The following is an 11,819-nucleotide window of genomic DNA, read 5'->3' as shown; positions in this document are numbered from 1 at the left end:
TTATGCACTTGCCCAGCAGTTTAATGGACAAGCAGACTTTAGCTTCACTTATTTTTTCTCTTTCTCAGCGGATTCCAGCACCCGTTTCAACTTCCGTTCAAACTTGCGCCGGGGCATCAGTACACTGTGCTCACACCCCTGACATTTAATACGGATGTCCATCCCCATGCGAATAATTTTCCAGCGGTTTGCCCCACAGGGATGGGGCTTTTTCATCTCAACAATGTCATCGAGGTGAAACACTTTCCGCTCCATTGCTTTTCCCTCCTTTGGTGCAGCATACGTTTCTGTAAACAGTTCACATTTTTTCTTATTATAGTACACGTGTTCACTGTTTGTCATAGTAGAGGGCCAACTGTTTTAAGGGATAAAGCAAAATCATAGCCAAGATAAACAAATTAAGTACACCATACAACGGATAAAGAAACTGAATCAGCTTGGTAAAACCAAAGGTGGTTAATGGCATCACCAAGAGGATAAATCCTCCAGCCACAGCCCATTGGGGCATATAGACCTGATCTTTAAACCTGGAAACCAGCCCAAAAATATTGCTGACAGCTGTGGTATAGATGGCTAGCCACAACACAACAGAAACCCCTACCATCCATTCCGGAGGAAAATTTTGCAAAATAGCAAACAGGGGAACATCATACAACATCACCTCCTGACTGACAAAAAGTAATGACTGGTTATACAACAGGGAGATCAAAGCCAAGCAGATCCCGCTGCCGACACAGGACACGGCAATCTCTTCCTTATTCACTTTGGAACCTATGGCCGACAGGACTGCGATCAGAGGTAATATATTTAGTGCCGTAAAGGCAATTCCCGATGAAAGCACATTGCCCTGCCCCTCTTCCATTTCTATGTCTGCCATACTGTTTTGCCCCAAAAACAACCCACAGGCCAGTAAGAGCATGGCGATCAAAACAGGAATAAGCAGACTGTTTAGAGACATTACACCCTCTACATCACGCAAAAAAACAAACAAAACAAAAATCCCGATTAAGACCACTCCAACCCAATACGACAGCTCCCAATAAACTAAAGTAGCCCCGCTACCGGCAAACATCACCACCGTTGTGGAAAGAAGATAGAAAAAGATGAGCACATCATAAGCTTTGGCCAGCCTCAAGCCGATAATCTCCTCCAGCACCAAGCGGTAATGGGGTGCCTTTAACCGGTGGCTGACCATCATAATCACATAACAGCTTAAAGAGAATAATATCATAGAAACTAAGACAGCCTTTTGGCTTTGAGGGCCATACGACCCGAAAAACTCCCACAGCTCCCTCCCTGATGCATAGCCGGCTCCTATCGTTGTACCAATGATTAAAAAAGCAATTTTGGCCCCTTTCCAAACGGTAGACAACGTCACTTAAATATGCCTCCCAGCCTGTTTTCTTTCCATGTATAAAAGCCTTACACCTATCCCATAATGCTAATAAATTGAGCGAGTTTAATCTCATAGAGAAAGAAGGCGTTTGTATGAAACAGTTCAGTCACTCTGCCCCTCCCCCTATTTTTCGTGAAGCGTTTGACACGGAGCAGTTCGCCGAAAAGCTTGCCCATTCTTTATATAACACCTTATTACCTAAGGTGAGTGATTATGACTTGGTCATCCTCTGCATCGGGACCGACCGCTCTACTGGGGATGCCCTTGGACCGCTCCTGGGCAGCCATTTAAATGTGGCGGGTGTGGAAAAGTTTCATGTTTACGGCACTTTAGACCAGCCGGTCCATGCCGTCAATTTGGCGCAAACCGTATCTACCATCAACCTCAATCATCCCCGGCCGTTCATCATCGCAGTGGACGCCTGCCTGGGGCATTACCATCATGTCAGGCTGGTCACCTTGGGAGAAGGACCGTTAAAGCCTGGAGCAGGAGTCAACAAGAAGCTGCCAGAGGTGGGAGATTTGCATTTAACCGGCATTGTTAACGTAGGTGGATTTATGGAGTATTTTGTTTTACAAAATACACGCTTGTCCCTTGTGATGAACATGGCTGCACAAATAGCCCAGGGCATTTGGCTCGCTGATCAACGATTAAGACAAGAAAAAAGAAGTGTGCCCTACACACCACAGCCCACTTCTCTGTTCAGTCGCCTGTTTTCCTCATCACTATCCAGTAAATAAAGGATGATTTCTTTCCCAGTTCGTTGATGCCAAGTCTGCTTGCGCATCTCCCGCCAAATTCAGTTTACTTAAGTAAACAGGCTGGTTGACTGGCCTCTTGTCTATACTCGTCAGATATATTTTGTTGTTTCTCTCAACCTGTTTGGGCTGGCCTACATTGATGGACACAACTTTATACTTTTGCTTCATCATCCGCACTCCTTTATCATATTTTCAGAGCTTTATTACATATCATCGCTTTTTCCTGCCATCTGCTATGTATTTTCTGCTACAATAAACTTAAAAAGTGGATGCATACCCATTACTTGGTCAAAGTGTCTGAAGAAATGACCCAACTTAACGTGAGCACAAAGATGACAGCAACTGCCGCAAAAACAAGGACTGGTGCGATAAAAGTTTTCCCATTCCCTCCCAGCTTGTGCCGTTCATACACCAACAGTTCCTTCAGCCTTGGAAACAGGTGTCTGGCCAAAAGATAGCGTGGATCTTGTGCGGTACTGAACTGGTGGATGATAAATAAAAGGCCGGATATACAGGCAGCGACCAAAAAGGCAAGATAAAATGGCGCTTCAAAAACGGCTAGCAGGCAAACAAGAGGAATGATTAATAGCAGCCTGCTTATCTCGGTGAAATATTGCAGCCGGCGCAAACGTCGTAAACGTATCTGATCCATTTTGTCCTCTCCTTTCAAATGATCAACATCGATCTTATAATGAAAAACTCCACGACACACATTCTTTTGAAGTCCCTCTTGTCGTGGAGCGATCTTGGTCAGTATCTATTCCTATTTTCATACTTCCATTATAATTCCATTTACAAACACATGACAATATAATTTTGACCAACATTAACCCATCAGACCTTGCACCATATAGACCCCAATGCCGACCAGCACGGCCACAACCAAGGCAGGCAGAAGGTTGCCCACCTTTAATTTGGTCACTTCCAGCAAATTAAGTCCAATACCAATAATCAGAATCCCACCTGTGGCTGTAATATCATTAACCAAGCGCTCTAATAATTCAGGTGTCAGCCATTGATCAATGGTGGTGGCAAACAAAGCCAATGCCCCCTGATACACAAACACCGGAATAGCGGAAAAAATCACACCAATCCCTAATGTTGAAGCAAAAATAATAGAAACAAAGCCGTCCAAGAATGCTTTGGTGTACAAGACATCATGATCCAGGTTTAGTCCGCTGTTTAAGGAACCAATCACTGACATGGCACCAATGGTAAAAATGAGCGTCGTCGTCACAAACGCTTTGGCTACATTGCCGCGATGTTTCCCTGCTTTGTGTTCAATCCATTGACCCAGTCTCTCCAAATGATCCTCTACTTTGAGCCACTCCCCGAGAATGGCGCCGAAGACAACACTAAACAAAACGTTCAGAAAATATTCCGCTTCAAAGGCCATCCCCATCCCCAAGACCACAACGGCAATACCGAGCACTTTGAGTACAGTTGACTTCATGCCCTCCGGTATATTGGCAAAACACAATCCAATAAGCGTTCCCACAATAATTGCTAATGTGTTGACAATAACCCCTAGTAAGACCACAGCTTATCCCTCAACTTTCTGTTACGAAGAACCTAACAACCCTTCCTGTATTTCAAGTAAAGCCTGAACCAACTGGTCAATCTCTTCTTTCCGGTTAAAGAAGCCGAAACTGGCTCGAACCGTGCCCACAGGGTCTGTTTTTAACATCTGGTGCGCAAGGGGTGTGCAATGTAGTCCTGCCCTGGTGGCGATCCCGTAATGTTGATCCAAAATCATGGCTACTTCATGGGGATCAATGCCCGCCAGATTAAAAGCCACCACCGGCCCCCGTTTGACTTCCATTTCCGGTCCATACAATTGCAAGGCATCAATCTGGCTCAGTTGTTGCAATGCATATTGGGTCAGCTGCCATTCATGTTCCCAAATCTGCTCCACCCCTTGTTCCAAAACGAAGCTCACACCAACATTCAAACCGGCAATGCCCGGTGTATTTAACGTTCCTGACTCGTATCGTGCCGGCCGGCTGTCCGGTTGCTGCTCCAGTTCAGAGTGACTGCCTGTTCCCCCATGAAAGAGAGGAATCAAATCAAGCTGGGGAGATAGGTATAAACCTCCCGTCCCTTGAGGCCCGTACAGCCCCTTATGTCCAGGAAAAGCGAGTAAATCAATGCAGTCTTCTTCCACATCAATAGGTAAAATCCCGGCAGACTGAGAGGCATCTACAAGAAAGGGAATCTGTTTCTCCCGAGCCAGCTGCCCAATTTCCCGAATAGGAAGGATAGCGCCGGTCACGTTAGACATATGGGTTGCTACAATCAGTTTTGTGTACGGAGTAAGCGCACCGGCCACTTGATCCAGATTAACTCGTCCATTATGATCCGGCTGAATATAGGTAACCTTGACGCCATGCCGCTCCCGTATATAGGCCAGCGGCCGGCGCACAGCATTATGCTCAAAAGCTGTGGCCAGGACATGATCCCCCTTGGCCCACTCAAATCCTTTGATCGCTTGGTTTAAAGCTGCCGTGGCATTATGAAAAAAAATAATATGTTGCGGATCTTTAATACCAAACAGTTTGGCCAGCCTGGACCGGGTCTGGCTTATGGTGTGGGCTGCCCGCACAGCCAACTGGTGTCCGCCCCGTCCCGGGTTGGCCCCGTAATGCTGAACAGCTTCCAGCATCGCTTCAGCAACTCCGTCTGGTTTTGGCCACGATGAAGCTGCCTGGTCTAAATAGATCACAATATCCCCTCCCTTCCACAGCTAGCTGTCCCGAAGACATTTAGCCCATAATGTCCACAAGACGTTCCAGATCCTCGTCTGAAAAGAACTCAATCTCAATTTTTCCTTTTTTGTCACCCCGTTTGATCTTTACCGAAGTGCCCAATTTACTTTTCAACTGTTCCTCATATTGCAGAATAACCCGGTTGGTTTCTTGTTTCACTTTCTTTTTCTTTGTTTCACGTGAAACATCGTTCAACTGCTTGATCAGTTGTTCCAACTGGCGGACACTTAGCTGCTCATCAATACATTTTTTGGCCAATTTAACGATGCTTTTTTTATCCTTGCATCCCAGCAGTGCCCGGGCATGCCCCATTGATAATGTTCCACGTGAAACATAGGTTTGCACATTGTCAGGGAGCTGCAAAAGGCGCAAAAAGTTGGCCACATGGGGGCGGCTCTTACCCACTTTGAGTGCCAATTCGTCTTGGGTCAGATTAAACTTGTCCATCAACTTTTTATAAGCATAAGCCACTTCCATGGCATTCAGATTTTCCCGTTGTAAATTTTCTATGAGGGCAATCTCCATCACTTGTGATTCGGTAAAATTTTTCACGACAGCAGGAATAGTTTCAAGTCCTGCTTCTTTTGAAGCGCGGAAACGCCGCTCTCCGGCCACAATCTCATAGCCTTTTAAACTTTTGCGGACAATGATGGGCTGAATCACACCATGTTCTTTAATCGACTGGGTTAATTCAGCGATGGCCTCGGCATTAAAATCTTTACGAGGCTGATATGGATTGGGTCGCAGCTCGCTCAGTTTAATTTGGATCACTTTGTCATTATCATCAATTTCTAATGCAGGGAACAGGGCATCCAATCCTTTTCCTAACCTTTTAGACATGGGCTTAGCACCTCCTTGGCCAACTCCATGTACACTTCCGCCCCTTTTGATTTAGGGTCATAATCAATAATTGACTTGCCGTGGCTGGGGGCCTCACTTAAGCGAACATTGCGCGGGATCACCGTTTGATACACTTTCTCCCGAAAATATTTTTTCACTTCTTCAATCACTTGGATGCCCAGGTTGGTGCGGGCATCCAACATGGTCAGCAAGACACCCTCAATGGTTAACTGTTTATTGAGATGCTTTTGTACCAGACGGATCGTGTTGAGCAGCTGGCTTAATCCTTCCAGTGCATAATATTCACACTGGATGGGAATCAAGACAGAATCAGCAGCGGTTAAGGAGTTAATGGTTAAAATGCCCAATGAGGGAGGACAGTCTATTAAAATAAAGTCGTAATCCTCTTTAACCAATTGTAAGGCCTTTTTTAGACGGATCTCCCGGGAAATGGTGGGCACCAGTTCAATCTCTGCCCCCGCCAGCTGAATGGTGGCCGGAATGATGTGCAGATTATCTATGGAAGTGGGTTGAATGACCTCTTGTGGATTGACATCGTTAATCAAAACATCATAAATACAATATTGAATATCAGCTTTATCTATGCCAATCCCACTGGTGGTGTTCCCCTGTGGGTCAATATCAATCAACAGTACCCGTTGGCCTAGCGTAGCCAAACAAGCTCCCAAGTTAATGGAGGATGTGGTTTTCCCAACGCCACCCTTCTGATTGGCAATCGCGATAATTTTACCCATGCCTATTTCACCTCATTATGATTAGTCGGGGAAAGCGGTACTAAAAAGCTTCGCTCGCAGCCTCCTCGAAGAGGTTACAATCCTTTGTTTGATGAAGCTTTTTACCCATGTTTAAGAAAGTATAAAAAGTGATACTTTCTTAAACTGTAAGAAAGCGGCTAAAATGGCCGCTTATTGCTTGGGTATGCGAATGGTAAATTCAATATAGTCGTCATGTTCTTTTTCATCCGTTTCAATCGTGAGTCCGCTTTTTAGAACCATATCAACCGATTGGCGGATGGTATTCATCGCCAGGCGCATGTCCTTTGAGTAAGCTTTTCGCAAAGGTTTTTTCTTTTTCGTGGGTGTTTTGTTTAGATATTTTTCGATCAGCTCTTCTGTTTGCTTGACATTGAGCTGCTTGTTAATAATCTCAGCTAAAAATTTCTTTTGCAATTCAGGGTCCTTTAACGTAAGCAGGGCACGAGCATGGCGTTCAGAGATTTGGCGTTCCCTTAAAGCATGATGACATTCCTCAGGCAGGTGAAGCAAGCGTAATTTATTGGCAATGGTCGATTGTCCTTTGCCTAAACGCTGAGCCAAACTCTCCTGGGTTAAGCCATGCAACTCTATTAACTTCTGATAAGCTAAAGCTTCTTCAATTGGTGTTAATCCTTCCCGCTGCAAGTTCTCAATTAATGCAACGGAAGCAGCCTGAGTATCATTAAAATCTTTAATAATAGCTGGAATCGTTTCCATGCCTAACTTGGTACAGGCCCGCCAACGTCTTTCCCCGGCAATCAGTTCATATTGATCTTCCCCATATTTACGTACCACAATGGGTTGAATCACACCGTGCGTTTTGATTGTTTGGCACAATTCATCAATTTTTCCTTCATCAAACACTGTCCGGGGTTGATAGCGATTGGGAACAATGTTGTGAATTGGAATTGACTTAATTTCTTCGGCTTCAGTTTTTTCAGTCATGCCGAAAAAACGAGACAGTTGTTCTCTCATCGTCCTGACACCACCTAAACCATCCTATAATATACAACAAAAGTTATGTAAATCAGTTATTTTTTAGCCATCAAACAAACCTATCTCCTATAAACATTCTCTATTCTATCACTACTTTCCTGCTAAAAAAATATGTTTCACGTGAAATTTGTTCCACGTGAAACATAATCAGACGGCTTACTTTAATGGCTTTTTGGCCGGGATACCTGGCTGGCGGGGATACTTCCCAGGGGTGGAGCGCACTTTGTGCAAGAGAATGATCTGTCGCTCTCCTTCAGCAGCGGGTAAGTGAAAACGGTGAACTGTATCTGTCTTCCCTCCCAGCTTATCAATTGCCCCTTGTGCTTCTTGTAGTTCTTCTGTTCCTTTAGCCCCCTTCATGGCCATAAATGTACCTCCCACTCTAGCCAAAGGAAGACAAAGTTCACTTAAGACATTTAATCTGGCGACTGCCCGGGCCAGAACCAGATCATACTGTTCCCGGTGTTCTGGTAACTGGGCAAAATGTTCAGCACGGTCATGATACAGGTAAACTTGGTCCAGAGTTAAGGCTTGGACAAGATGCTCTAGAAATGTAATCCTCTTTTGCAGGGAATCAACGATTGTTACCCGAAGATGTGGAAAGCAAATCTTGAGGGGCAGACTGGGAAAGCCCGCCCCGGCACCCACATCCACCAAATTGACCGTTCCCCGAAAGTTAAAGTAAAAAGCAGCTGTCACCGAGTCGTAAAAGTGTTTGAGATACACCTCTTCCCGTTCAGTTAAGGCCGTTAAATTCATTCTTTGATTCCACTCCACCAGCAGGTGATAATATAAATCAAACTGTTCCAGTTGAGCAGCAGAGAGGGTGATGCCCTGTTCAGCTAATTGTTGGCTAAATTGTTCCTGATTCATCATGGATACTCCCTGTTAAGCATTCTTCTTCGTTTTGTTCATTTGCTCCAAATAGATGAGCAATATGGAGATATCAGCCGGGTTGACCCCTGAAATACGGGAAGCTTGGGCAATATTCAACGGACGGATTGTGGCCAATTTTTCCCTGGCCTCTTTGGACAAGCCATGAATTTGCTCATAATCCAGATCAGGGGATAAGCGTTTGTTTTGCATGCTTTTAAGCCGTTCCACTTGCTGCAGTTGTTTTTCAATATATCCGGCATATTTCACCTGGATCTCCACCTGCTCCGTAACCTCTTTGGGCAGTTCTTTAGGAGGGGGAGAGATGCGGACAATATGTTCGTAAGACAATTCCGGCCTGCGCAACAAAACTGCAAGGGAAACTGCATTGTTTAATTCTTTGGTTCCAGCCTCTTTTAAGATGGCTTGTGTGTGTTCATCCGGCCGAGCTTTTTCCTGGTTCAACCGTTCCAATTCTTCTTCTATTAAAGCTTTCTTCTGTTTAAAACGCTGGTAGCGCTCTGCGGAAATAAGACCGATTTCATAGCCCAGTTCTGTCAAGCGCAAATCAGCATTGTCATGGCGGAGCAAGAGGCGGTATTCCGCCCGGGAAGTGAGCAGGCGGTATGGCTCATTGGTCCCTTTGGTCACCAGGTCATCGATCAATACACCAATATAGGCTTGGGAACGATCCAAAATAATAGGTTCCTTGCCCTGTACCTTGCGGGCCGCATTGATGCCAGCCATCAATCCTTGACCGGCTGCCTCTTCATAGCCACTGGTTCCGTTAATTTGTCCGGCCGTAAACAAGTTTTCCACCCGTTTTGTTTCGAGTGAAGGCCACAGCTGGGTGGGCACGATGGCATCATACTCGATCGCGTAACCGGCTCTCATCATGCGCACCTTTTCCAAGCCGGGAATAGAACGGAGCATATCCAGCTGAATCTCTTCAGGCATACTGGTGGATAACCCTTGCACATACACCTCATTGGTGTAGCGCCCTTCTGGTTCCAAAAAAATTTGGTGACGCGGCTTATCATAGAAACGGACAATTTTATCCTCGATGGATGGACAATAGCGGGGGCCAGTTCCTTTAATTGCGCCCGAATACATGGGGGAACGATGCAAGTTGTCATTAATAATTTGATGCGTTTTTTCACTGGTATAGGTCAGCCAGCAGGGCAGTTGATCGGTTATCATCTCTGTCGTTTCATAAGAGAAAGCCCGGAATTCCTCATCACCCGGCTGGATCTCCGTCTTGCTATAATCAATGGTGTCCCCATGAACACGGGGGGGTGTTCCTGTTTTGAAACGGACCATGTCAAAGCCCAGCTCCTGTAAATGTTCAGACAAGCGCACAGCCGGCTGCTGGTTGTTAGGTCCGCTCTCATACTCCAGCTCTCCCAAAATAATTTTGCCGCGCAAATAGGTTCCGGTGGTCAAAACGACCGTTTTAGCTTTATACGCTTGGCCGGTTTTGGTGACAACTCCTTTGCACACCCCATCTTCAACGATCAATTCTTCCACCAATGATTGTCTCAAAACCAGATTGGGTGTATTCTCCATGGTTTGTTTCATCATATGCTGGTACAAGAATTTATCCGCTTGAGCCCGCAAGGCTTGAACGGCCGGACCCTTGCCGGTATTGAGCATGCGAATTTGGATATAAGTCTTATCAATATTGCGCCCCATTTCACCGCCCAGGGCATCAATTTCACGCACCACATGCCCTTTGGCCGGACCGCCAATAGACGGATTGCAGGGCATATAGGCCACCATATCCAGACTGATGGTTAAACATAGCGTTGAACAGCCCAGCCGTGCTGCAGCCAAAGCGGCTTCCACCCCGGCATGGCCCGCACCAACCACAATCACATCATACTCTTCTCTGTGATAACGCATCATTTCTTCCTCCTTCCTGGGATTATGACCCATTCACAACATAGAGATTGGCCAACACATATTACTTACCCAAACAAAATTGGGAAAACAATTGGTCAATCAAACTTTCACTCACATTGTCACCAATAATTTCGCCCAGCTTCTCCCAGGCCTTCTGAATGTCAATCTGCACCACATCCACCGGCACACCCATTTCTAAGCCTGCCAACGCATCATCTATGGCCTGTTTGGCTTCATTCAACAGGGCAATATGACGGCTGTTGCTGACATAGGTCATATCACCAGCCGCAATCGCTCCGCTGAAATACAGGTCGGCAATGGCCTGCTCCAACTCATCCAAGCCCTGTTCCTCTTTTATCGAGGTCTTGATCAATGGAATATCAGGATAGCGTGCCTGTAGTGCTTCCGTGTCCAGCCTTGGCTCAAGGTCTGTTTTATTGGCGATCATGATTGTTTTCATTCCTTTGGCTAGTTGAAGCAGGGCTTCATCCTCCTCTGTCAAAGGTTCAGCAATGTTCAGCACCAAAAGAATCAGGTCAGCTTCTTCTAACACCTGCCGTGAGCGCTCAACCCCGATCCGTTCCACTACATCTTCCGTTTCCCGAATCCCAGCCGTATCTATCAATTGCAAAGGCACGCCACGTACATTCACATACTCCTCAATGACGTCCCGTGTAGTACCGGGGATATCGGTCACAATCGCCTTATTTTCATGCACCAGAGCGTTCAAAAGTGAGGATTTACCCACGTTAGGACGGCCAATAATCGCCGTCTTTAATCCTTCCCTTAATATTTTCCCTTGCTCAGCTGTGGTGAGCAAGCGGTTAATCTCTGCTTTTACTTTTTCGCACTTTTCCTGTAAAAATTGCTGGGTCACTTCTTCCACATCATGTTCCGGATAATCAATCGTGACCTCTATATGGGCCAATGTTTCAATCAGATCTTGCCTCAAGCGCTTAATCAATTTGGACAAACGGCCTTCCACCTGTTGCATGGCAATGGTCATGGCCCGATCCGTTTTAGCCCGGATCAAATCAATCACAGCTTCTGCTTGGGATAAATCAAGCCGTCCATTTAAAAAGGCCCGTTTGGTAAATTCCCCAGGTTCAGCCAGGCGGGCGCCATACTTCAAGATATACTGCAACACCCGCTTCACGGAGACCAGTCCTCCATGACAATTGACCTCCACTACATCCTCCCTGGTATATGTACGCGGAGCCCTCATCACTGATACCATGACTTCTTCAATACGTTCACCTGTCTGTGGATCAATCAAATGACCATAATTGATCGTATGGCTGTCCACAGTGGATAATTTTTTTTTACCTCTATATAATTTATCAACAACCGCAATCGCCTCCGGACCGCTGACGCGGATGATGGCTATGCCTCCCTCCCCCATCGGCGTGGCAATAGCGGCAATCGTATCAAACTCCATCTCCGGCACCTTCCTTTATCCACAAAAACACACAAATCCGTTAACTTTAGTTTTTCCTAAATAAATAGAATA

The 11,819-nt window shown here is 45.8% G+C and carries 13 protein-coding genes; 1 reads left to right on the top strand and 12 read right to left on the bottom strand.

The window, feature by feature from the left end; translation table 11 throughout:
- Nucleotides 1-48 precede the first annotated feature (48 nt).
- On the bottom strand, nucleotides 49-255 hold the full coding sequence (locus J2S00_RS10205; RefSeq protein ID WP_307339085.1) for a DUF951 domain-containing protein: 207 nt from the start codon (nucleotides 253-255) through the stop codon (nucleotides 49-51).
- A gap of 73 nt (nucleotides 256-328) precedes the next feature.
- Complete coding sequence (locus J2S00_RS10200) at nucleotides 329-1,378, bottom strand: YkvI family membrane protein (protein WP_307339082.1); 1,050 nt, start codon at nucleotides 1,376-1,378, stop codon at nucleotides 329-331.
- A gap of 110 nt (nucleotides 1,379-1,488) precedes the next feature.
- Between J2S00_RS10200 and yyaC the strand changes: the two genes are divergently transcribed.
- Nucleotides 1,489-2,136 carry a spore protease YyaC gene (gene yyaC, locus J2S00_RS10195; RefSeq protein WP_307339079.1) on the top strand — a complete coding sequence of 216 codons (648 nt, stop codon included), beginning with the start codon at nucleotides 1,489-1,491 and terminating at the stop codon, nucleotides 2,134-2,136.
- On the opposite strand, the gene J2S00_RS10190 is transcribed toward yyaC, so the two are convergent.
- The 10 genes from J2S00_RS10190 to mnmE form a co-directional block, all read right to left on the bottom strand.
- Nucleotides 2,122-2,325 carry an MOSC domain-containing protein gene (locus tag J2S00_RS10190; RefSeq protein ID WP_307339076.1) on the bottom strand — a complete coding sequence of 68 codons (204 nt, stop codon included), beginning with the start codon at nucleotides 2,323-2,325 and terminating at the stop codon, nucleotides 2,122-2,124. The two genes, yyaC and J2S00_RS10190, sit on opposite strands and share 15 nt — an antisense overlap.
- A gap of 112 nt (nucleotides 2,326-2,437) precedes the next feature.
- Nucleotides 2,438-2,809, bottom strand: coding sequence for a hypothetical protein (locus tag J2S00_RS10185; RefSeq protein ID WP_307339073.1), 372 nt, complete (start codon nucleotides 2,807-2,809; stop codon nucleotides 2,438-2,440).
- A gap of 174 nt (nucleotides 2,810-2,983) precedes the next feature.
- On the bottom strand, nucleotides 2,984-3,697 hold the full coding sequence (locus J2S00_RS10180; protein WP_307339071.1) for a DUF554 domain-containing protein: 714 nt from the start codon (nucleotides 3,695-3,697) through the stop codon (nucleotides 2,984-2,986).
- A gap of 21 nt (nucleotides 3,698-3,718) precedes the next feature.
- Nucleotides 3,719-4,879, bottom strand: coding sequence for an aminotransferase class V-fold PLP-dependent enzyme (locus J2S00_RS10175; protein ID WP_307339067.1), 1,161 nt, complete (start codon nucleotides 4,877-4,879; stop codon nucleotides 3,719-3,721).
- A 40-nt stretch (nucleotides 4,880-4,919) separates the two neighbouring features.
- Nucleotides 4,920-5,762 (bottom strand): ParB/RepB/Spo0J family partition protein, encoded by an 843-nt coding sequence (locus J2S00_RS10170; RefSeq protein WP_307339064.1) that lies wholly within the window; start codon nucleotides 5,760-5,762, stop codon nucleotides 4,920-4,922.
- Nucleotides 5,747-6,517 carry a ParA family protein gene (locus J2S00_RS10165; protein WP_307339061.1) on the bottom strand — a complete coding sequence of 257 codons (771 nt, stop codon included), beginning with the start codon at nucleotides 6,515-6,517 and terminating at the stop codon, nucleotides 5,747-5,749. Before J2S00_RS10165 ends, J2S00_RS10170 begins: the two co-directional genes overlap by 16 nt.
- A 171-nt stretch (nucleotides 6,518-6,688) precedes the next feature.
- The gene (noc, locus tag J2S00_RS10160; RefSeq protein WP_307339058.1) at nucleotides 6,689-7,513 is read right to left on the bottom strand and encodes a nucleoid occlusion protein; all 825 of its coding nucleotides are present in this window, start codon (nucleotides 7,511-7,513) and stop codon (nucleotides 6,689-6,691) included.
- A gap of 177 nt (nucleotides 7,514-7,690) precedes the next feature.
- On the bottom strand, nucleotides 7,691-8,407 hold the full coding sequence (gene rsmG / locus J2S00_RS10155; protein WP_307339055.1) for a 16S rRNA (guanine(527)-N(7))-methyltransferase RsmG: 717 nt from the start codon (nucleotides 8,405-8,407) through the stop codon (nucleotides 7,691-7,693).
- Between the two features lie 15 nt (nucleotides 8,408-8,422).
- Nucleotides 8,423-10,309, bottom strand: coding sequence for a tRNA uridine-5-carboxymethylaminomethyl(34) synthesis enzyme MnmG (gene mnmG / locus J2S00_RS10150; RefSeq protein ID WP_370875861.1), 1,887 nt, complete (start codon nucleotides 10,307-10,309; stop codon nucleotides 8,423-8,425).
- Between the two features lie 61 nt (nucleotides 10,310-10,370).
- Complete coding sequence (gene mnmE, locus J2S00_RS10145; RefSeq protein WP_307339050.1) at nucleotides 10,371-11,747, bottom strand: tRNA uridine-5-carboxymethylaminomethyl(34) synthesis GTPase MnmE; 1,377 nt, start codon at nucleotides 11,745-11,747, stop codon at nucleotides 10,371-10,373.
- Nucleotides 11,748-11,819: the final 72 nt, after the last annotated feature.

Origin of the sequence: Caldalkalibacillus uzonensis (assembly GCF_030814135.1) — a bacterium.
Lineage (GTDB): Bacteria > Bacillota > Bacilli > Caldalkalibacillales > Caldalkalibacillaceae > Caldalkalibacillus > Caldalkalibacillus uzonensis.
The sequence above is the reverse complement of the archived record's forward strand: the minus strand, read 5'-3'. Positions and strand labels throughout refer to the sequence as shown.

What these genes read in the sequence shown, in the direction of transcription:
- J2S00_RS10205 (WP_307339085.1), bottom strand. Translation starts at nt 255, where the DNA reads ATGGAGCGGAAAGTGTTTCACCTCGATGACATTGTTGAGATGAAAAAG.
- yyaC (WP_307339079.1), top strand. Translation starts at nt 1,489, where the DNA reads ATGAAACAGTTCAGTCACTCTGCCCCTCCCCCTATTTTTCGTGAAGCG.
- J2S00_RS10190 (WP_307339076.1), bottom strand. Translation starts at nt 2,325, where the DNA reads ATGAAGCAAAAGTATAAAGTTGTGTCCATCAATGTAGGCCAGCCCAAA.
- J2S00_RS10185 (WP_307339073.1), bottom strand. Translation starts at nt 2,809, where the DNA reads ATGGATCAGATACGTTTACGACGTTTGCGCCGGCTGCAATATTTCACC.
- J2S00_RS10170 (WP_307339064.1), bottom strand. Translation starts at nt 5,762, where the DNA reads ATGTCTAAAAGGTTAGGAAAAGGATTGGATGCCCTGTTCCCTGCATTA.
- J2S00_RS10165 (WP_307339061.1), bottom strand. Translation starts at nt 6,517, where the DNA reads ATGGGTAAAATTATCGCGATTGCCAATCAGAAGGGTGGCGTTGGGAAA.
- noc (WP_307339058.1), bottom strand. Translation starts at nt 7,513, where the DNA reads ATGAGAGAACAACTGTCTCGTTTTTTCGGCATGACTGAAAAAACTGAA.
- rsmG (WP_307339055.1), bottom strand. Translation starts at nt 8,407, where the DNA reads ATGAATCAGGAACAATTTAGCCAACAATTAGCTGAACAGGGCATCACC.
- mnmG (WP_370875861.1), bottom strand. Translation starts at nt 10,309, where the DNA reads ATGCGTTATCACAGAGAAGAGTATGATGTGATTGTGGTTGGTGCGGGC.
- mnmE (WP_307339050.1), bottom strand. Translation starts at nt 11,747, where the DNA reads ATGGAGTTTGATACGATTGCCGCTATTGCCACGCCGATGGGGGAGGGA.